This window comes from Algoriphagus sp. (assembly GCF_030694375.1).
Classification (GTDB): domain Bacteria; phylum Bacteroidota; class Bacteroidia; order Cytophagales; family Cyclobacteriaceae; genus Algoriphagus.
This window is the reverse complement of the sequence record NZ_JAUXYL010000022.1, coordinates 16567-38660: the sequence shown is the minus strand read 5'-3', so window position 1 is coordinate 38660 and position 22094 is coordinate 16567. Positions and strand designations below refer to the sequence as shown.

Here is a 22094-nt window from a genome sequence, read left to right as displayed (position 1 = left end):
CGGTGTCAGCACTATAATCACCGACAAATACAAAATGAAAAATCTAAAAAGAGTTCTGGTAGTTTTCTTAGCAGTAGGAAGCTTACTTTCAATTTCAACCAACAGTCTGGCCCAATTTTCTTCCAATTTTCAAGGAGCGAGATCTGTAGGAAAAGGGAATGCGGAAATGACTGCATTTTATTCCAATGTCGGAGTAGCATACGATGGAGAAAGTAACAAGATTTTCAACAATTTTGGTTTTCAATCCGGGCTTGGGTTAAGCAATTTGACTGAACTTCGCGTCAGATATGACCGATTCAATTTTAATGAAGGTAAGGGTGATGGAATAAATGGCTTGACGATTGGACCAAAATTCTCAAGTGAAAGTGGAAAATTCGCGTTTTACCTTCCTGTAGGATTCAATTTTGGAGATGGCGCTGATAAAAACTGGATGACAGACCCAACCTTAATATTCTCCCTTCCTCTTGGTGAAAAAGTGACGCTTAATCTCTCTCCAAGCTATATGATTTCTTTAGAAGAAGGTAGTGGGATTGATGATGGACTCTTAAAATTGAATTTTGGTTTTGGGATAAATTTTGGCGATGGTTGGGTAATTCGACCTGAAGGAGGGCTCCACTATTTCGTGTCTGATTTTGATGGCAACTTCTATAATTTCGGCTTGGGCATATCACGAAAACTTATAAAAAAGGAATAAAAAAAAAGGCCCGAAATATCAATTCCGGGCCTTTTGAGAGTCTAACTCTTTTTACAAATTATTTCAAATAAACCCTACTTGAGTTTCCGGACAATTTCAATTTGTCTGCTTTTTCCTCGCTTTCTCCCAAACTGAAAATCACAGCTTTGAATCCAGCAGGTAAATCAATTTCCACCTCTTCTTTTCCCACATTGTGAACCACAAAAATCTCCTGGTCACCTGATTTTCGGAAATAGGCCATCACCGTTTTTTGCAGTTCTGATTCCGGAAGAGTAAGTGACCCAACCGCTAAAGCCGGATAAGAATTTCTGAGTTGAATAAGATTTTTGTAGTGATTGAAATAGCTGTTTGGATCCATTCTCTGCTGAGCCAAAGGAGTCACTGTCGAATCTTTGGAATATTTCGCCTTGATCCATTGAGCCCTACCAGTGTCTTTGGCTTTTATGTCCCAAAGAAAAGGCTCGCGAATGTGCTCATCGGGTTTCAACCCTAGCATTCCGATCTCCTCTCCATAATACAGATAAGGCGCCCCAGGCATGGTTAGAAGAATAGAAATAGCCTGTTTGTATTTCTTGGAATCTGAACCCAATTCATTCAGAATTCGAGGTTGATCGTGATTGGAAGAAAAGGTAGCATCAATAAAACTTGGGGTAATGGCTTGATAAAAATCGAGAACTTCTTTTTGTTTTTTAGCCAAAAGCATCCCGTTCTCAGTATTCATCGTCTCCAAAAGCGTGTAGTGGAAATCAAAATTAAAAAGGGCAGGCAGACCCGGTAGGTATGGAGCCACAACTTCCTTTTTGTCATATACCTCGCCTACCAGATAAACATCCGGCTTGATGGCTTCCATTTTTGAGCGAAATTCCTTCCAAAACTCGTGATTATCCAGCGGACGATCATCCGGGAATATATGCTTAGCCGCATCCAAGCGGAATCCGTCCACGCCTATTTCTTCCAGCCAAAACCTTCCGACGTCGTAAATTTCCTCCCGAACTTTGGGATTATCAAAATTGAGATCCGGCATTCCTCCCCAGAAAAATCCGTAGTAAAAATCTTCTCCCTGTCCCGGATCATGCCATTGTCTGATATTATCCGAGTCTAGTGTGATCGTTTTTTTATTCAAAAAATCAGCAATAGTATCTTTCTGAGCCCAAACATAATAATCCCGGTATGGATTATCCCGACCGGATTTGGCTTCCAGAAACCAAGGGTGATCGCTTCCGGTATGGTTGATAATCAGGTCAACAACGATTTTAATATCGCGCTTGTGTGCCTCATCAAGGAGATTTTTGAAATCTTCCATAGTACCATAGTCGGGATGAACGGCCTTGTAATCCGTCACATCATATTTATGGTAAGTTGGGGAAGGCATGATTGGCATAAACCAGATCGCATTAGCGCCCAACTCTTTCACATAATCCAACTTCTGAGTGACTCCATTAAAATCTCCGATGCTGTCACCATTGGAATCATAAAATGACTGAACAAAAATCTCATAGGTCACACCGGCCTGAGGCCAATAGTTTTTGACTTCGGGTGCTACCTTTTTTTCGCAGGAGGAAAAAACAGCAAGTGCCAAAATTGAAATGGTTAGCAGGTTTCTTTTCATAATTAAATTGGGAAAAGAAAAAGTCACCTGTTTAAGTGACTTTTTCAAAGATTAATTGGTCTAGAAATTAATTTCTCCCTACGGCATTCAGCATGTCAAAAGCAAGCTCGAGACGCTTCACAAAGTTCTCTTCGCCTTTTCTCAACCAGTTGCGGGGATCGTAGTATTTCTTGTTTGGGCTATCCGGTCCATCTGGATTCCCCAATTGGGTCTGCAGATAGCCTTCGTTTTTCTTGTAATAATTGAGGATACCTTCCCACATCGCCCATTGCATGTCCGTATCGATATTCATCTTAATCGATCCATAGCTATTTGCTTCCCGGATTTCCTCTACAGTGGAACCTGATCCACCATGGAACACGAAGTTCAATGGCTTACCTGTTGTTCCGTATTTCTGATTGATGAAATCTTGAGAGTTTTTCAAAATGATTGGCTTCAAGCTTACATTTCCCGGCTTGTAAACACCATGCACATTGCCAAAAGCAGCGGCAATGGTAAACAGATCTCCGATTTCCTTCAAATGCTCATAAGCATAAGCTACTTCTTCTGGTTGCGTGTAAAGCTTCGAAGAATCTACGTCTGAATTATCCACCCCATCTTCCTCACCACCAGTCACACCCAGTTCGATCTCGATCGCCATGTCCAGCTTAGCAAATTCAGTGAAGTATTTACAGGAAATTTCTACGTTTTCGTGTAGCGGCTCTTCAGAAAGATCCAGCATGTGTGAGCTGTATAGCGGTCTTTTATAAGCTGCATGGTAGGCTTTGCCAGCTTCCAATAAGCCATCGATCCAAGGCAATAACTTCAATGCTGCATGATCAGTATGCAAAATCACCGGAACGCCATAGGCTTCGGCCATTTGATGCACGTGATGCGCACCGGAAATTCCACCGGCAATACTGGCTTGTTGCTTATCATTTGCCAGACCTTTGCCGGCATAAAACTGCGCCCCACCATTCGAAAACTGAATGATCACAGGGGAATTTACTTTTTTGGCTGTCTCCAGCACGGCATTCACTGAATTGGATCCGATCACATTGACCGCGGGCATCGCAAATTCGTTTTCTTTTGCGTAGGCATACAGGTCGCGAAGCTCGTTTCCGTATTTTACTCCTGGTTTAAATTTCATAAGATTTTAAATTGTTTTTTGTAGGCCTTATGGAATGCCCTGGATAATCATCTCGTTATATGAGAAGCTTTTCTCTTGGGCATTTCATAATCTGAATTAGGTTTGGTTATTCTTTGATGAAGCGCTTGTGCAGCACTCGTTTGGCATCGAAAGCCTCAAAGATATAAATCCCTGCCTGAATTCCGCTTAGATCAAAATCTAAAATGTGCTCCCCTTGCTCGGTTTGTCCGTCAAAAACCACTCTTCCGGCCATATCTACCACCCGATAATTGGCCTGAATCATATCCTGCGGAAGCTCTACGGATAATTTGGAAGAAGCAGGAACCGGATAAACTCTAAAGGTTCCCTGAGGAACAACTTCCGGCAGTGAAGTCACAAAATCCTGCTGCAATATTCCCTTTTCAGGCAATGGAAGTTTTTTGCTGGTATATAGGACAAATTCATTTGGGCGAAAATTCACTGACAGTGTAGTTCCTGAAAGTGTCAATTCTTCACCGGTGAAGTAATTGTACCACTTGCCGGATTTCGGAAAAGAAACTGAAGCATTTCCGGCTGTAGCCAATCCGAAATTCCCATGCATTACCACATCCATATCAGGATGTTCGAGGAGGATTGACTTGATCCCTGCCCCGAGGTTGAGGGTGGCTTTTTCAGGTGAATTGAAGGCTTTATATTTGCTCTTCAACTTAATCATTTCCTGATACAGCTTAAATAATCGTTGTCTTTCGGGATTGTTAAGGTAGTCCCATTTCGTAGGTTTGATTCCCAATCTGTCATTATTGAGTTCTTGATCATAACCAAACTCTCCAAACTGCCAGATCATTTTGGGACCGGGTATTCCAAAGTAAAAAGCGGCCAAAAGCTGATTTCTGTTTACGGCATTTTCCAGATTCTTCAGGTTAAGTGGAGAAGTTGCACCGAAATTCAAGGTTTCCCACATCACCCGTTCCTCATCGTGTGACTCCTGGTAAGCGATCAAATGACTCTTATTCCAGCCTCTATTTTTATAATAGGCATAATCTATATTTTTGTTTTGCCCTTTTGCCAGCTCACGGAAATCAAAGTTGATGTTTCCCCAGAACATCATCCCATAATTGGCTAATTCCTTCTCCTCTTCATTGTCAGATAAATGCTCCAAAATCACATAAACATCGGGGTGGTTTGCTTTGATCCGGTCGTAGATATGCTTCCAGATTTTGATTCGAGAAGGATCGTATTGTGACCAAATGCCCACATTGTTGCCCGAATTGACTTGGGTAAAACCCTTGGAAAGGTCGAAACGAAATCCGTCAACCTTGTATTCGGTGAGCCAGTAATTATTCACTGAGTCAACAAAAGCTTTGGTGTACTTACTTTCATGGTTGAAGTCGTAACCAACATTAAACGGATGTGTTGCGACACGATTAAACCAAGGACTGTCTAAAGTCGGAGCACCATAGTCTCCGTCATTGTATAGTCGGACCATAGGATTTTGGCCGAAGGCATGATTGAGTACTATATCCAAAATGATTACGATTCCTCTTCCATGTGCCTCATCGATCAGTCGCTTGAGGTCATTTTTGGTTCCGTAATATTTGTCAGGTGCAAAGAAGAACGAAGGATTATAACCCCAGGAAAGGTTGCCTTCAAATTCCCCTACCGGCATCAATTCGATGGCATTTATTCCCAGTTCCTTAAGGTAATCCAAGCGATCGATTACGGCATTGTAGGTTCTTTTCTCATCAAAGTCCCGAACCAAGAGTTCGTATACGACTAATTCCTCCGGCTTAGGTTTTGGATAGGAAAGATTTTTCCAGAGGTAGGAATCCTGTGCAGTTTGTAGATAAGTCGCCTGAAATTCGGTCTTACCGACAGGATAGCCTTTAAGACCTGGATATCGGTTTTGTTGGATGATTTCCTGATCGTTGAAAGGATCGGATGTCTTGTCCGCATAAGGGTCACCAATTCGGATTGACCCATCCACTAAATATTGAAAAATGTACTCTAGCTTTGGAATCAGGTTTGAAATTTTCAACCAGAAGACCTCCTTATCTGAGGTTCGTTTCATTTGAAATTCAGGAAGTACCTTCCAGTCATTGAAATCACCAATCACATGCACGATATTTTTGCCCGGTGCCTGTAAAGCCAAAATCACTTCGGTGTCTGATAAATAATTGATCCCAAGTCTTGCTCCTGTCGGTAGTGCAGCCGTTTCCGAAGGTGCAAAAACAATAATGTTTACAGTTTGTGAATCTTCCTCGGCACCCTTTTTTGCTTTGGCTACCAGCGTGAAATTTCCCGCTTGGACAGCGGTAAATTTGAATGCAATTTCCTGTGAGTTTAGGGCTTCGGCCACTTTAACACCATCTAGCTCAAAGCTTAAATCGGCGGCCTCAGTCGAGGCGGCCTTGAATTCAAAGCTTTCTCCTATTTCCAAGGAAACTGAACCAGCCGCCTGAGGTGTAGTAAAAGCCACATCAAATCCTTGAGACAGGGTGATAAAAAAATCTCCATTTGAGCTGTCTTTCCCTTCCTTTGTTCCATCACCATTTCTAAAAACCATTCCCAATCGATGAATGGTCAGGTTGTTGGGGTTTTGAAAAAACGTATTTGGAGTAAGCTCAAAAGTGTAACTATTAGTCTGACCGGCAACTTTGGTCATTTTTGCAGCAGGATTGGTAGTCCCCCACTGAAAAGGCACAATCGTCCATGTGGTCGAGGTAGGTCCTCCGGTGACAGCCCCGATATGAATGTACACATCACAATTACAATCCTTCAGACCTGTAGTCCCCTTGGAAGCGTCATAGATGATTTTGACACTTGAAGCAGCACTGGGAATGGCTGGTTCGGTAGTGACTTGTGCAAAACCTGAAAAATTGAGGAAAAGCAAAAAGACCGGGGAAAGAACCAGCGATAGTTTTTTTAACATAATTAGGGTTAATCAAAACGAATATCCGGTTTTCCGGAATTACACCAGAAAACCGGATTAAATAAAATTAGAAAATTCAGGCAGAAAAGACCTGATTAATTCTTAACTAAAGTATAAGTGACTGCGCCTGCCGGTCCAAAAGACAGGGTTATGGTATAATTGCCTGCCGAAGCAACGGCAATATTTGCCCCACCTGCTGTAAGTACACCATTGCTTCCACCGAAGTTGAAATCCCAGTTATTATTCGCTCTGAATTTCAGCTCACCCGCTTTGAGGTCAGTGGTTATTTTCAGTGAGTTAGTCACTTTTTCAAATACATTCATTGGTGTATCTGCATCCCAACCTCCGGGAGTAGCATCACCTACAATACCCCATCTTTTCACTGCTCCAATAGTATATGTCTTTGCGGTCAAATCCACATTGATTTCATAGGTCCCATCGGCTGCAACTTTGATGTTATCTCCATCTCGGTCAAGCGTATTGTTAGCACCATTGTCACCATAGTTTACATCCCAATTTGGTCCTTCATTTAACTTAAACTCTCTTGAACCCCCAAGGATGTGCACAAAGCCTTTGAATTTCTTGTCAAAATTCTCAGAGAAAAGAACTGTCTTAGGATTGGCAGGATCCCAACCTTGATAGTCTCCCGGTACATACATCAGTGGAATCGCAACCGTAGCATCATAAGGTGTCACGGATAAGGTAGTGACCTCACCAATGATAGGAGAAAGCGCGAGATTTATCGATGCCTTCACACGGAACGCTACGTTAGCGGCTTTTGCAAAAGGCAAACCTTTTGCCAACAAGGCATCATTAAGCGCTTTTACGTTTACCTTCACAATATTAGACTCTGTCTCTGCACCCAGATTAACCGGAGCTGCAAAATTAGAGCTCGGCAGATCCATTTGCAGCTGATATTTCACAGTCCCCGGAGTACCAAAGTCTGCTGCAGTTAAAATGAATTCCAGGTCAGTTTTATCAGCATTGTCTTTTTTCAAAACAACTACCGCTCCTGGCGCAGGGCTGGAGATGGTTGAGCCAGTTTGTGGAATGATTGGGGGCATTTCATAGATATCACATGCCCAAAGGGCTGGGATAACCACTGCCATCCACTTGATTCGTTGAAGTACTTTCATAGATTTTGAGTTTAAGTTGAGTAATTTCTTAATCTTCGAATTGTTAAATTTTTTCAATTTTTTAGGAGAAAAACTCTTAAGTCAAGGCAAAAAACAAAACCATTTGTACTTGCCCGAAGGAAAACTTAAAGCAGAAATAGGTCTTATGCAACACTTAATCAGTGGTCTTGAAAGAAAAAATTAATGCAGACGATTGCGGTGACGATTGCATAACCAAGATATTTTTTCTTTTAATTATTTATTTTTCAGTACTTTAAAAAGTTGGTCAAAAATCGATTGCGCCAAATAAAAACAGAGTATTTTGGAGGTCGAATAAAAAATTCTGGGAATAGTATAATTTATGAGGCTCGAACAAATCACAATCAAGGATATAGCTAGGGAGCTCAATGTCTCCACTTCCACCGTTTCAAGAGCGCTAAAAGACTATCCGGGAATCAGCGATGAAACTAAAAGGAAAGTAAAAGAACTCGCCGAGAAAATGGACTATCGGCCAAATGCGATTGCGCTTTCATTAAGGAAAAGTAGATCCTTCACAATTGGGGTGATTATCCCAGAAGTGGTGCATTTCTTTTTTTCAACAGTAATCAGTGGGATTGAGGAAGTTGCATTTGCCCGTGGATATAATGTCATCCTCACACAAACCAATGAAAAACTTGTTCGCGAAAAATCAAGCATTGCCACGATGCTGTCCAATCAGATTGACGGGGTTTTGGTGAGCTTTTCAAAAGAAACAACGGACTTTGAGCACTTCAGCAATCTATTGGAAAAAGGTTTTCCTATCGTTTTTTTTGATCGGGTTCCAGACATTGATAATGCAATCACTGTCACAGTGGATGATTATAGCGGTGCCTTCGAAGCTACCAAGCATTTACTTCAACAGGGCTATCGAAGAATTGCGCATTTATCTGGCCCATCCAATCTCAAAATCTCGCAAGAAAGGGCCAGAGGCTATACCGATGCTTTAATCCATCATGGATTTACGCCGGATCCCGGATTTATAGTAGAGTGTAACAAAGGGACTGACGATGAAGCTCAAAAAATCACTGCTGAAATTTTAGAAACTTTCTCAACAAAGCCTGACGCATTTTTCGCAAACAACGACATGGCTGCCGTAGGTGCAATGTTGGCTTGCAAAGCTGCCGGTCTACGCGTTCCCGAAGACGTGGGGATTGTAGGTTTCAGCAATTGGCAATTTTGCTCAATGATAGACCCTAGCCTTTCCTCTGTTTCCCAGCCTGGGTTTAATCTGGGAGCCAAGGCAACTGAAATCCTGTTGGATTTGATCGAAAAAAAGATCCAGTTAGGTGAATATTCCAATTCTGTAGTGCTGGAAACGGAGCTTTTGATACGGAAGTCCTCTGTCCGATAAAAAATGTTTGCCTTTTTCTGAATTTTCATTTTCAAAAATGCAAACGTTTGAATAGGTCAAATTTTATTCAAATGAGGCTTTTCCGTTTTTTAAAGCGGATAATCACCTGCTAAATGGCATTTAAACCCAATTTTTATTTTGAGTTTCCTCTTTAACTTAGCGAAGTTCGCTATCGAATTACCAACAATTTAATACATGAATAGTCCCTCCTCGGCTTCTAATTTATCTCGCAATTCGGCCCGTCACCGAGGTTTTGGTAAAATCACCCAATGGCAGCAGACAGCAGTTGGGCTGGAAGGCAAAAGTGACCTTGCCCAATTTCGGATTACGATTTATCAAGATGGAATTATACGGATCCAGGCTAGCAGGTTTGATTCATTTGAGTCCAACCCCTATTCCGTAATTACTTCGCCTGACCAAGTGAAATTTTCCTTAGTTGAAAAGGATGATTATCTACATCTTTCAACTGCGGGCATAATGATGTCTCTGGATTTGAATAGCTTCTCCCTTTCCTATTTTGACTCGAAAGGAAACCTGATAAATGCCGATGACTCTCTTGGCGTCTCTTGGATCGGGTCTGAGGTTACTTCTTACAAGCAGGTACAAAAAGACGAGAAATTCATTGGCTTGGGAGAGAAAACCGGAAACCTCAATCGGTCTGGAAGGGCCTATACCAACTGGAATACCGATTACTTTGCTTACGGCATTGGGGATGATCCACTTTATATGAGTATCCCCTTTTATATGGGCATTCATGACAAAGGTGCCTATGGGATTTTCTTTGACAACACCCATAAAACCGTCTTTAACTTCGGAGCGTCCACCAACCGTTTTGTTTATTTCAGTGCTGAGGATGGAGATTTGGACTATTATTTCATCCATCAGCCAACTGTCGGAGAAATCATCAGCTCATACACCTGGCTGACAGGCAGAATGCAAATGCCTCCGAAATGGGCCTTGGGATTTCAGCAATGTCGCTATTCCTACTATCCGGAGTCCGAAGTTTACACCGTAGCGCAGACTTTCAGGGATAAAAAAATGCCTGCTGACGTGATTTATCTGGATATCCACCACATGGAAGGATACAAGGTTTTCACTTTTGATGGAGAAAAATTTCCCGATCCCAAATCGATGATCTCCCGCCTCAAAGAAAAGGGATTCAAAGTCGTAGTCATCATGGATCCCGGAATAAAAACTCAGAAAGGGTATTTGCCTTTTGAAGAGGGTTTGGAAAAAGATCTTCTGGTAAAATACCCTGACGGCCAAACTTACGAGGGTCAAGTTTGGCCGGGCTGGTGTGCTTTTCCTGATTTCACCAAAGAAGAAACCCGCAGGTGGTGGGCCGAAAAAATGGCGTTCTACACCGAAGCAGGTGTGGACGGATTCTGGACAGACATGAACGAACCAGCCTCTTGGGGGCAGTTCACCCCCAATCTGATCGAATTTGAATTTGAGGGCGAAAAAGCTTCCCATCGGAAAGCCAGAAATATCTACGGAATGCAAATGGCCCGAAGTGCTCAAGAAGGAGCAGCACTTCAAAACCCCAACAAACGACCATTTGTCCTCACTCGATCCGGATTTTCAGGCATTCAACGCTATGCAGCAGCTTGGACTGGAGACAATGTCGCCTCCGAGGACCATATGCTGGCAGGCATTCGATTGGTCAACAGTCTTGGATTGAGCGGAGTTTCCTTTTCAGGTTATGATGTTGGAGGGTTTGCAGGAGAAGCAAGCAAGTCGCTCTTTGCGCGTTGGATGAGTATTGGCGCTTTTTCGCCTTTTTACCGTGCGCACTCTATGATCAACAGCAATGATGCCGAACCTTGGGCTTTTGGTGAAGAAGTGGAGGGAATCAGCCGAAATTACATGAAGCTTCGCTATAGACTGCTACCCACCATTTACAGCAAATTCTACTCCAGCAGTAGTTCAGGTCTTCCCCTTGCCGAAAGCTTGGCAGTTCAGTTTACACAGGATCAAAACATCTATCACACGGCTTTCCAAAATCAGTACCTGTTCTGCGATTCATTTTTAATCGCTCCGGTGGAAAGTTTTAAAGAAATCACCAAAGTCTATCTGCCGGAGGGTGAGTGGTACTATCTATTTTCAGACCACAAGCACTCCGGAGGTCAGACTATCTACCAGGATTGTCCGATCAATTACCTGCCGGTCTATGTCAAATCAGGTCAGGTCTTTGCCATGCAATCCGATGTAGAATCAACAGAATACGCACATGACGAGGTGCTAAGGTTCCATGTATATAAAGGAAAAACCGGCTCTGAATACCTGCATTACGAAGATGCCGGAGAAGGCATGGAATATCTATCCGGAGAGTTTATGAAACGGATCATCCGTTATGACCCCGCCACCGGAACTCTAAAATTCGAAAATCCGGAAGGGAATTACCCCAGTGACTATAAAAAACTCAAAATCTATTTTCATGGATTTTCAAGTAATACTGTCAAGATAGGCACTGAGGAAATTCATCTTAAGACCGAAGACTTCGCATTCCTCGGAAAACTGACGGAATTTGATCCCTTGCCTGAACAAGATCACCCTTATTTTAAAATCAAAAATCTTCCCTTTTTGGAATTGAATCTCCTAAATGAGGTTTTTGAGATTGAGGGATTGAATTGAATTACTCCAAAAATAAACCCTAACCTTTCCGCCCAAAAATGACTGAAAACAAAGTAAAACTCAGTTTCTGGCAAATCTGGAACATGAGTTTTGGATTCCTTGGGATTCAATTTGGATTCGCCCTGCAGGGAGGATTCATGTCCCGAATATTTCAAACACTGGGCGCCGACAAAGACGCGATACCCCTGCTATGGATCGCTGCTCCCTTGACAGGATTGTTGGTTCAGCCAATAGTGGGTTACTTGAGTGACCGAACTTGGCATCCAAAATTCGGACGAAGAAAACCCTTCTTTTTCATCGGAGCGGTTTTTAGTACTATTGCTTTGTTTTTTGCCCCCTACTCTTCTGCTTTGTGGATGGCAGCCGGTGCACTATGGATTTTGGATGCCTCAATTAACATTTCGATGGAGCCATTTCGCGCTTTGGTGGCAGATAAGCTTCCGGATTCCCAACGCTCCTATGGATTTGTCGTGCAAACGCTGATCATCGGAATTGGCACTTGGGTGGCCTCAAACCTGCCTTGGCTGATGACTGAGATTGGCATCCCCAACACAGCTGCTGAAGGGGTGGTACCGGATTCAGTGAAATACGCTTTTGGAATTGGTGCCTTCGTGCTGTTTAGTTCAATATTATATACCATCCTGACCACAGACGAATATCCTCCCGAGAATTTGGAAGAATTTGAGCGTGAAAAATCTTTAAAAACTGGATTTTTTAGTGGTTTTAGCGAGATTTTGAAAAATATAGCGGAAATGCCAACGGTGATGAAGCAGCTGGGAGTTGTCCAGTTTTTCTCCTGGTTTGCATTTTTTACCATGTGGAGTTTTGCGACTCCAGCCATAACAGAACATATTTTCGGGGCCACAGATACCACTTCTGTCGAATACAACAATGCCGCGGATAGTGTCGGGAATTATCTCGGGACTTATGGATTAGTTTCCATGTTTTACGCTTTAATTCTTGCTTTTGTGGCTTCCAAAATCAAAATCAACCGTAGGCTTCTTCACATGGTAAGTTTGATCGCAGGTGGATTTGGTTTTATCCTGATCTATTTTATAACAGAACCTTGGATGCTCCATATTTGCTTTTCGCTGGTGGGGATTGCCTGGGCAAGTATCTTATCCATGCCCTACGCGATGTTGTCCAGTTCGGTCAATGCTAAGAAAATGGGAGTTTACATGGGGATTTTCAACATGTTCATTGTCATCCCTCAAATCATCGCCGCACTCGGTGGAGTCAATTTCCTTTACAAGTTACTGTTTGGTGAAGCTGTGATCAATACCATGCTTCTAGCAGGCACACTTCTGATTTTGGCGGGTTTTTCCAATCTATTAATTACAGATCGTAAAGCCACTCACGACTCCTAACTTTTACTAAATCACAAAAGCCGATTTCATCCGGGATCGGCTTTTGTTACTTTAGATTTAAACCTTTCGCTCTATGAAAACCCTACGTATCGTCGGAGTTCCAGAACATTTCAATTTCCCATTCCGCCTTTTGGAAAAAGATCAACCGCTCAAAGAAAAAGGTGTGGAAATTCAATGGATTGACGAATCCCGTGGTTCGGGCCAAATGAATCTTGCCCTGAGAAATGATGAAGCGGACATTGCCATTCTCCTGACGGAAAGTTTTCTCAAGGATTTTGAAGCTGGAAACCCTGCAAAAATGATCGGCTATCATGTAGAAACCCCATTGAATTGGGGCATTCACATCCGGGCAAAATCCCCTGTAAATTCACTTTATGAGTTAAATAAAAAGCATTTTTTAGTCAGTCGGATGGGATCAGGTTCTCACTTGATGGCGTTGGTATTGGCAAGACGGGAAGGCTGGAAGCTTGAAGAATTGACTTTTGAAATGATCGGAAATATGGAAGGAGCAAAAGAAGTCATGGACAGGGGCAACGATGGGATTTTTCTATGGGAAAAGTACACAACCGCAGCCCTTGTGAAAAGTGGAACCATGAAGCGCATTGGGGAAGTCCCAAGTCCTTGGCCTTGTTTTGTAATGGTTGCATCCGAAAAAGCCTTATCTGAATTTGGCGATGTGATTTTTGAGCTTAGGGACAAAGTTTACCAGATTTCTAAAGCATTCAGCAAACATGAAAACCGTGCGGCAACATTGGCAGCTTTTTATCACCTGGATCTAATCGACGTCGAAAGATGGTTAGAACAAACCCGTTGGTGTACGGAGGGAATTGTCTCTCGGGAAGAACTTGAAACAGCCATCAAAACCATGAAGGAATTGGGTATTTTACAAAATGAGCTAAGTCTTGAACACTTTCTCACACTTGACGGCTTGAGCTTGAAGAGCTGATTCGGTGCGAGGAAGTTTAACGCAAAATTTAGTCCCGTGACCTGGGTGACTATCTATCGTAATCTCGCCTCCACATTTGCGTGTAAATTCCTTCGCTAATTGAAGCCCCAATCCCGAACCCTTTTCGTTTTTTGTACCAGGTTTAGATTTGGTTAAGGAGTAAGAGTCAGTCAATAATATTTTGATCTGTTCATCATTCATTCCGACTCCCTGATCAAGTACGCACCAATACGCCCAATGATCATCAGTATCAGAATAGATGGTCACGGCATCCCCATCATTTGAAAACTTTACAGCATTGTTGAGGATATTTCTAACCACCACCTCAATCAAATCCTGGTCAGCAAAAATTTCAACTTTCGATTCCATTTGATTGAAAATGGTCAGCTTTTTCTCATTAAATGAGGCTTGAAGTAAGTTCAAAGAATTATCCACCACTTCTCTAAGGTCAAAAGTGGACGGATTTACCTGAAAACCATCCATTTGAGACATGGACCACTTCAAAGTATTATTTAATGTGAAATTGACCGAGTCAATGTCTTTATTTAAAAGAAGTAGGAGCTCTGTAAATTCTTCTTTGGTAAGATGCCCTGCCAATAATAAATCTACCACTGATTTGACCTGTGATATTGGACCTCTCAAGTCGTGACCAAGAATGGAAAAAAGTTTGTTTTTAGTCTCATTCATTTCAAGAAGTTGACCTGATTGATTTTCCAGAGCCAAATTTTGCTCCTCGATTTTTTGCTGTTGGGCAATAAGGTCTGCGTTGATTGATCTCACGTTTTTATTCAGGAAAAAAAGCCTAAGTCCTAATATTCCAACCAAAAAAGCAGTGATCGCAAAAAAGATTGTGTAACGGCGAGATGTTTCCAGTCGGTAGGCCTGATTTTCATTTTGAGCCTTCAATAGCTCCAATTCTGATTCCTCCAGATTTTTTTCAAACATATTCTGAAGCAGCGCAAGCCGGTCGCGGTTAGATTTATTGAGCAGCGAATCATTCAACACCAAGTACTGCGATTGATGAAAAAATGCCTCTTGGATATTTCCCCTTGCCTCATAGACCTGAGATAAATACCGATGACTTTTAGAAAGCTCATCCAAAAATCCATTTTCGCCACAAAGGTCAATGGAGTAACGCAATAATTTTTCGGCTTGATCTAGCTTTCCTGCCATTAAGTAGGCATTTCCAAGTCGATGTAAGACTCCCGCCTCAAATGATTTCACTCCTTGAGTTTGTGCCATGTCAAGCGCACGAACATAAATCGCCTGTGCGGAATCATAGTTTCCTTTAGCTAAATACACATCCCCAATCACCCGATTAGCAAAGGATGTGAGATAGGGAGAGCCTGCGTTTTCGTTTAACTTGATAGAAAGTCTGGCATAGGCCATTGCAGAATCAAGCTGATTGGATTGAACCAAATTAAGCGCAACATTATTTAGCGAACGGATTCTGGTAGCAAGGTCATTTACTTTCGTTGCCAACTCATAGCCCTTTTTGAATTGAAGAATGGCTAGTTGAAAGTTTTGCTGTTCATAATAAAGCGCACCCATATTATTCATCAATCTGGCTGCCTGAAGCTGATCATTTGCCTGCATCGCCAAATCATACGCCCGCTCTGAATATTCGAAAGATTTTTGCCACTGACCCTGTCGGTAATAAACCCAACCAATATTTTCCAATGCCCGACTTTGACCCGAAAGATCTCCAAGCATTTTTGCCAGCGAATCAGCCTTGTGAGAATAATCCAATGCCTCCTTTTGTGAACTTTCACGAATAGAAGTGGCGATTTGGTTGAGTAAAATAACCTCTTCTTGCGCCGACTTACCCGGTAAAAGCGATTTGAGACTATCCACAGAAGCAGTTTGTGAAAAACTAAATCCGGAATAAATGAAAAGAAAAAAGAAAGGAACTAAATGAAGAATCGGGCGACTCACGATGGTTTTGTAGATGAGAACTTTAAACAAAATAAAGATAATCAAAGTCACGATTGATAATCTTTATGGAAAAAATTAAAAAAGCACCCTTTTACTTTACTTCAGATTATCCCAATCCCAGTCTTTGTTGATTTGAGTAATTGCATGATGTGCTGTGAGGTCGTATTGACATGGCACAATTGATATGTAATTGTTTGCAATTGCCCACTCGTCGTTGTCTTCCCCTTTGTCAAAATTCACAAAGTTTCCCGCCATCCAGAAGTATTTTCTGCCGGTAGGGTCAAAACGCTCAGCAAACTCCTCTTGCCATTTGGCATCTGCCTGCCGACAGATTTTTATACCTTTAATCGCTTCATTTCGCTTTGGCGGAAAATTCACATTCAGGGCAACCCCCTTGGCTATTCCCCTTTCTAAAACCTGTCGGGCAATTTTCTCGACCCACTCTTCCACGTGCGAAAAATCCGCTTTTGAGGAATAATCACAAAGACTGAATCCGATAGAAGGAAGACCTTCAAGCGCTCCTTCTATCGCTGCTGACATCGTTCCTGAATACAAAACAGAAATGGAGGTATTGGAACCATGATTAATCCCACTTACAACCAGATCCGGAGTGCGGTCTTTTAAGACATAGTGTTTGGCCAACTTCACACAATCAGCCGGTGTTCCACTGGATTTGAATGCCAGGACATCTTCAAAAATATCTTCTTCGTAAAGTCTAAGCGTCTCTCCTATTGTGATGGCATGCCCCATTCCAGACTGTGGACTATCCGGAGCTACTACGACCACATCTCCTATTTTTTTCATCACTGAAACTAATACTCGGATACCTTTGGAGGTGATTCCATCGTCATTGGAGACGAGGATGAGCGGTTTGGACATAAAAATCAGTTCTTTAATTCGTTGTAATAGGCGGTAATTCTAAGCAAATCTCCGCGTTTGTCGTGCTCCAGTCTGTTTTTTCTCATGAAAAGATTAATCTCATCATCGTAGCCCGGAAGCATGGAGAAAAGATCCTTCTTTTTCAGGCTGTAGCGCTGCATTCGACCGTTATTGAAAAAGTAAAAATTGAAAGCAAGGCGGTAACCGAAGTTGTTTTGAGGGCCCCAGAAAGGATTCATGCCCATAGGGCCCCAGTTGTTCATCCCTCGGGTATCTGTGGCGATATACTCCCGACAAAGGAGCGCAAGATCATTTCCTTCGGTCAAAACCTCAAAGAATGTAGGTGTTTCATACTCACCGTTTATGGCATAGGGCAAACTGTAAAATTTCCGAATCCCTCCGAATATTTCATCAAAGATTTCAAAATTTGATACATTCGAGGCCGTAAAAGTATCCACGGTTTCAGTTTGTAGTTGCACCAGATTATTATCTAGGTCATACTTGATCAAACCCGAAGTTGACATACCATCATTGAAATAAATATTTCCTTTGTGCCAAACTTGAGATGGGAACTGACTATTCTGGGCATAGACCGCAGCTATTCCCAAAAGAATAAAACATAATGTAACTAAAGTTTTTTTCATGGTGCTCATCGTACTAAAAGTAAACGGCCTAAGTCAAAATGGGTTTCCAAATCCACCGCTCTCTTTTCTTTAGATTCACAACTTTCTCTTATTTAAGAATGTTGTGTCCCATTTTATCTCTTTTGGTCGTAAGATACTTCTCGTTGTGTGGGTTAGGTTGAATCTCAATAGGCACCTGCTCAATAATTTCCAAACCGTACCCAAGTAAACCTACTCTTTTCTGAGGATTGTTAGATATAAGACGGATTTTACCTACTCCCAAATCTCTCAAAATCTGAGCTCCAACTCCGTAGTCTCGACTGTCCATGGGTAGACCCAAGGCAAGATTAGCCTGCACGGTATCCATGCCTTGTTCCTGAAGTTTGTACGCTTTGAGCTTATTGATCAGTCCAATTCCCCTGCCTTCCTGATTCATATAGAGCACTACTCCTTTTCCTTCTCTTTCGACCATTTGCATCGCAGTATGGAGCTGCGGACCACAATCACACTTACAGCTCCCGAAAATATCACCCGTGACACATGAAGAGTGAACTCGTACCAGAACAGGCTCATTTGGATCCCAAGTTCCTTTGATCAAAGCCATGTGAATCTCTTGGGTATTGGTTTGTCTGAATGCGATTAAATCAAAGTCCCCCCAAGTAGTCGGTAGTTCAACGCCGATTTCACGCTTAATTAAGGATTCGTTTTTTAGCCGATAGGCGATCAAATCCTTGATGGAAACCAACTTGAGATTGAAGCGCTTGGCCACTTGCACCAAGTCAGGAAGTCGGGCCATAGTGCCATCTTCATTCATGATTTCTACCAAAACACCCGCGGGGGACAATCCTGCCAATCTGGCAAAATCAATCGCCGCTTCTGTATGTCCGGCTCTTCTGAGTACCCCGCCTCGTTTCGCTTTTAATGGGAAAATGTGACCCGGTTTACCCAGTTCACTGGGATGAATCGAATCATCGATTAAAGCCTTGATTGTCTTGGCTCTATCCGATGCGGAAATTCCCGTGGTGCATCCATGTCCCACCAAATCCACAGATACTGTGAACGGAGTCTCAAAAGCGGCGGTGTTGTTACCTACCATTAATTCAAGTCCAAGCTGTTCACAACGATCCTCGATGAGGGGCGCACAGATCAATCCACGACCGTGTGTGGCCATGAAATTCACAATTTCAGGGGTTATCTTTTCAGCTGCACAGACAAAATCACCTTCATTTTCGCGGTCTTCATCGTCGACAACAATGATGACTGCACCGTTTTTGATGGCTTCAATGGCATCTTCAATCGGGTCTAGGGTGTAGTTTTCCACTTGGGTAGTTTTTGGATTGATAATTAGAAGCGCAAGTTAGGCGCTTTCCGAATAAAACCGGAATGAACCAAAGAAAGTTTGGTCAACGTCTTTTTACAATCGCTAATGGCTCATCCAGCTTTTTCCTTATTTCTAAAAGACTTTGAATTATTCTGATACTTTCATCAACCAACCCTTCAGAATCATTAAATTTTAGGTTTTTCCGCTCCTCATTAATAAGTTGTTCAACCCTATCTCTCTTATAAAGTGAGATAGTTTCAAACAGGGCTGAATCGAGCTTATCATGAATTTCCTCTATAAAAATTCCATGAGTCTTCCAAGTTTCAGAAATTGAATACTTCTCAAACAAAAAACCGTAGATCAAGTCTTTAAGCTCCTTTTTTAATCTTTGAAATTGAGGAGAATTGTAAAATTCTTCCTGAGTTGAATTAAAGTGAATAAGACTTGAATACATCAAATCTTGATTGCTTTCATCCAGCAATGTCACACCATTTAGTTCATCATAAATATATTGATATGCAAAAATTTCCTCTCCCATTTTCAAATGCCCATATTTTATCAAAAAAGAAATAAGTTTCCTTTCTGAATCAAATAGCGCATCGGAAATAAGGTTAGGAACCCTTTTTAGATTTGATATAATTTCAGATTGCTCAATTTCTTTAGCTACTGCCTCTTCCTCTTCCTTTACTTTTTGAAAATGATCCTTTTGACTCTTTATCAGAGACTTATTTAGCTCCGAATGAATGATTTCTTCCTCGATCTGCAAAAGCCCCGATGCCTCCTTTGCATAAACTGATCTGATAATCGGATCAGGGATTTTACCGATACTTTGAACGATTTCACGGATTACCTCAGCTTTGCGGATTGGATCTCTTGCAAACTCTTCCTGATACAGGCCAATTTTAAAACCAATGAAATCCCGACTGTTTTCCTTCAGATAATCCTGAAAAGCTTGTGACCCTACTTTTCTTGAATAACTGTCCGGATCGTCTCCATCGGGAAAAACCACCGCTTTGACATTGAGTCCACCTTCTAGAAGCAAATCTATACCCCGGATCGAAGCTTTAATGCCTGCCGCATCCCCATCATACAGGACCGTAACCTGATTGGTAAAGCGCTTGATGAGTTTGATTTGTCCCTCTGTCAGCGAAGTCCCTGAGGAAGAAACAACATTTTCAATTCCGGACAAATGCATGGAAATAACGTCCGTATACCCTTCAACCAAAAAGCAATTATCGAGATCCCGAATAGCCTTTTTAGCCTGAAACATCCCATAAAGCACATCGCTCTTGTGATATATCGGCGTCTCAGGGGAGTTGATGTACTTGGGTTGGTTCTTTTCCTTAGTCAGAATCCGAGCCCCAAAACCGATGGGCTTGCCACTGATATTGTGTATGGCAAAGGTAACTCGACCCCGAAAGCGGTCATATAATCTGTTTGGATCTCCTTCCTTTTGCAAGATAAGTCCCGCCTTCAGCAAAATTTCCTCTTCAAATCCGGCAGCTTTGGCAGCCTTCAAAAAATGATCCCATCCATCCAAGGCATATCCAAGATCAAACTTTTCTATGATCTGTGGATTAAAGCCCCTTTCCTTGAAATAGCTCAATCCAATGGATCTGCCTTCCTCAGTCTGCAGGTTTTTTACAAAAAAATCCTTGGCAAAATTTAAGGCGATGAACAGACTTTCCCGTTCGTTCTGTTCCAGATTCTGCTCTGGAGTACGGGCTTCGTCTTCTTCTACTTCTATTCCATATTTTCCGGCGAGGTGACGAATGGCTTCCTGAAAGCCCACCCCTTCGATATCCATCACAAACTGAATCGGATCACCTGCTTTTCCACATCCAAAGCATTTGTAAATCTGTTTGGCTGGTGAAACCGAAAACGAAGGTGACTTTTCTCCATGAAAGGGACAGCATGCCCACATATTTTGTCCTTTTTTCTTCAAAGGCACGTAATCCCCCACCACCTCCACGATGTCGGCTCGTTCTTTTACTTTATCGGAAGTCAGCTTACTAATGCTCATGGAAATAGGATTGGAAACAAAGTTAATCGCTGAGTTTGGATTAGGAAGGAGGAAAAGCAAGAACTATTTGTGTGAGGTCTGAGTTTCCCTCTGATAAGGCCCTAGTGTGGTTTTCTAAACCCACAATCTTGAAGTAACTTGCGAAAAATTTAATATTAAGCATGCAATTGACTGCAGAATCAATAAAGAAATCACTCTCAAGAGTGGAAGATCCTGACCTCAAGCGAGATTTGGTTTCGCTTGGAATGATTCAGGGAATCATCATCGAGGGAAAGAAAGTAAGCTTCAAGGTCGTCCTCACTACTCCTGCTTGCCCACTAAAAGAAGTAATCAAAAACAATTGTCTGGAAGTACTCAATCAAGATCATGGGAAGGATTGGGAATGGGATATTAGCATGACATCTGAGGTCACGACTGTCCGGAATGCTACGCCGATTCTTCCGGAAGTAAAAAACATTATTGCAATTGCCTCCGGCAAAGGTGGTGTGGGAAAATCCACCACAGCTGTAAATTTAGCTGTGGCTTTGGCCCAATTGGGTGCCAAAGTAGGCTTAATCGATGCAGACATTTCAGGGCCCTCAGTTCCTACCATGTTCAATGTCGAAGGCGAGCAGCCTTCAGTCAAAAAAGTAGGCGAAAAAAATATCATCATTCCCATCACACAATACGGGGTTAAATTGATGTCCATAGGTTTTTTGACCCCTACAGATAGTGCGGTAGTGTGGAGAGGCCCTATGGCTAGCTCTGCTTTGAGACAATTTATTCAGGATGTTGAATGGGGAGAGCTTGATTATTTACTCATTGATCTGCCTCCAGGTACCTCGGATATTCATTTGACGATGGTTCAGACTGTACCTGTTACCGGAGCTGTAATCGTCACTACCCCTCAAAAAGTAGCTCTGGCGGATGCAAACAAAGGTTTATCCATGTTCAGGCAGCCACAAATTAACGTTCCCATCCTAGGTGTTGTTGAAAATATGGCTTATTTTACACCCGAAGAATTGCCTGAAAACAAATATTACATTTTTGGAAAAGAAGGCGGAAAAAAGTTAGCTGAAAAATATGATGTTCCGTTTTTGGGTGAGATACCAATTGTACAAAGTATTAGGGAAAGTGGAGATACGGGATATCCGGCCGTTTTGAAAAATGGAATGACCAAAGATGCATACATGGGTTTAGCTGAAACTATCGCAAGACAGATCGCCATCCGAAATGCTTCAAGCCAAAAAACATCAGTTGTAGAAGTAAAAGCATAAAGAAAATGGAAGCTGGACTTAGAGAGAAAATTGAATTTGCACTGGATACCATCAGACCCTATTTGGAAGCCGACGGAGGGAATGTTCGAGTTGTAGAACTGACAGAAGATTTGGTTCTTAAAATCGAAATGATGGGTAACTGCGGTTCTTGCCCCATGTCTTCTATGACTTTGAAAGCTGGAGTTGAGGAGGCAATCAAACGGGCAATTCCGGAAATTACCAGAGTAGAAGCAGTCAACCTTACTGTTGCTTGATCTTGCCTGCC

Annotated in this window: 16 protein-coding genes; 7 read left to right on the top strand and 9 right to left on the bottom strand. The window is 42.2% G+C overall.

From position 1 onward, the window contains the following. The first annotated feature begins 34 nt into the window (after positions 1–34). Positions 35–694, top strand: a complete 660-nt coding sequence (locus tag Q8M62_RS07250; protein WP_304901050.1) for a hypothetical protein — start codon at positions 35–37, stop codon at positions 692–694. Between the two features lie 58 nt (positions 695–752). Here Q8M62_RS07250 and Q8M62_RS07245 read toward each other — a convergent pair whose 3' ends face one another. The 4 genes from Q8M62_RS07245 to Q8M62_RS07230 all read right to left on the bottom strand — a co-directional run bounded on the left by Q8M62_RS07245 (position 753) and on the right by Q8M62_RS07230 (position 7476). Further along, entirely contained in the window at positions 753–2303 is a 1551-nt protein-coding gene (locus Q8M62_RS07245; RefSeq protein WP_304901051.1) for an alpha-amylase family glycosyl hydrolase, read from the bottom strand. A 67-nt stretch (positions 2304–2370) separates the two neighbouring features. Next, positions 2371–3432 (bottom strand): class II fructose-bisphosphate aldolase, encoded by a 1062-nt coding sequence (gene fbaA, locus Q8M62_RS07240; protein WP_092729445.1) that lies wholly within the window; start codon positions 3430–3432, stop codon positions 2371–2373. 106 nt (positions 3433–3538) lie between these two features. Beyond that, the gene (locus Q8M62_RS07235) at positions 3539–6340 is read right to left on the bottom strand and encodes an alpha-amylase family glycosyl hydrolase (RefSeq protein ID WP_304901052.1); all 2802 of its coding nucleotides are present in this window, start codon (positions 6338–6340) and stop codon (positions 3539–3541) included. 95 nt (positions 6341–6435) lie between these two features. After that, positions 6436–7476: a SusE domain-containing protein gene (locus Q8M62_RS07230; protein WP_304901053.1), complete on the bottom strand. Its 1041-nt coding sequence runs from the start codon at positions 7474–7476 to the stop codon at positions 6436–6438. A gap of 340 nt (positions 7477–7816) precedes the next feature. Between Q8M62_RS07230 and Q8M62_RS07225 the strand changes: the two genes are divergently transcribed. The 4 genes from Q8M62_RS07225 to Q8M62_RS07210 all read left to right on the top strand — a co-directional run bounded on the left by Q8M62_RS07225 (position 7817) and on the right by Q8M62_RS07210 (position 13792). Then, positions 7817–8845, top strand: coding sequence for a LacI family DNA-binding transcriptional regulator (locus tag Q8M62_RS07225; protein ID WP_304901054.1), 1029 nt, complete (start codon positions 7817–7819; stop codon positions 8843–8845). Between the two features lie 195 nt (positions 8846–9040). Then, positions 9041–11479 carry a TIM-barrel domain-containing protein gene (locus Q8M62_RS07220; RefSeq protein WP_304901055.1) on the top strand — a complete coding sequence of 813 codons (2439 nt, stop codon included), beginning with the start codon at positions 9041–9043 and terminating at the stop codon, positions 11477–11479. Positions 11480–11517: 38 nt separating this feature from the next. Further along, on the top strand, positions 11518–12846 hold the full coding sequence (locus tag Q8M62_RS07215) for an MFS transporter (RefSeq protein ID WP_304901056.1): 1329 nt from the start codon (positions 11518–11520) through the stop codon (positions 12844–12846). Positions 12847–12919: 73 nt separating this feature from the next. After that, positions 12920–13792, top strand: coding sequence for an ABC transporter substrate-binding protein (locus Q8M62_RS07210; protein WP_304901057.1), 873 nt, complete (start codon positions 12920–12922; stop codon positions 13790–13792). On the opposite strand, the gene Q8M62_RS07205 is transcribed toward Q8M62_RS07210, so the two are convergent. From Q8M62_RS07205 to dnaG, 5 genes are all read right to left on the bottom strand, one after another. Beyond that, positions 13742–15778, bottom strand: coding sequence for a tetratricopeptide repeat-containing sensor histidine kinase (locus Q8M62_RS07205; protein WP_304901058.1), 2037 nt, complete (start codon positions 15776–15778; stop codon positions 13742–13744). The two genes, Q8M62_RS07210 and Q8M62_RS07205, sit on opposite strands and share 51 nt — an antisense overlap. 45 nt (positions 15779–15823) lie before the next feature. Further along, positions 15824–16606: a 5'/3'-nucleotidase SurE gene (gene surE / locus Q8M62_RS07200; RefSeq protein ID WP_304901059.1), complete on the bottom strand. Its 783-nt coding sequence runs from the start codon at positions 16604–16606 to the stop codon at positions 15824–15826. Between the two features lie 5 nt (positions 16607–16611). After that, positions 16612–17250, bottom strand: coding sequence for a hypothetical protein (locus Q8M62_RS07195; protein ID WP_304901060.1), 639 nt, complete (start codon positions 17248–17250; stop codon positions 16612–16614). Between the two features lie 88 nt (positions 17251–17338). Beyond that, positions 17339–18550 (bottom strand): bifunctional 3,4-dihydroxy-2-butanone-4-phosphate synthase/GTP cyclohydrolase II, encoded by a 1212-nt coding sequence (locus tag Q8M62_RS07190; protein ID WP_304901061.1) that lies wholly within the window; start codon positions 18548–18550, stop codon positions 17339–17341. A gap of 82 nt (positions 18551–18632) precedes the next feature. After that, positions 18633–20573 (bottom strand): DNA primase, encoded by a 1941-nt coding sequence (gene dnaG, locus Q8M62_RS07185; protein WP_304901062.1) that lies wholly within the window; start codon positions 20571–20573, stop codon positions 18633–18635. A gap of 161 nt (positions 20574–20734) precedes the next feature. On the opposite strand from dnaG, the gene Q8M62_RS07180 reads away from it, so the two are divergent. Together Q8M62_RS07180 and Q8M62_RS07175 are read left to right on the top strand one after the other, a co-directional pair. Further along, positions 20735–21829 (top strand): Mrp/NBP35 family ATP-binding protein, encoded by a 1095-nt coding sequence (locus tag Q8M62_RS07180; RefSeq protein ID WP_304901063.1) that lies wholly within the window; start codon positions 20735–20737, stop codon positions 21827–21829. Between the two features lie 5 nt (positions 21830–21834). Then, positions 21835–22083, top strand: coding sequence for a NifU family protein (locus Q8M62_RS07175; protein WP_092729434.1), 249 nt, complete (start codon positions 21835–21837; stop codon positions 22081–22083). Positions 22084–22094 lie beyond the last annotated feature (11 nt).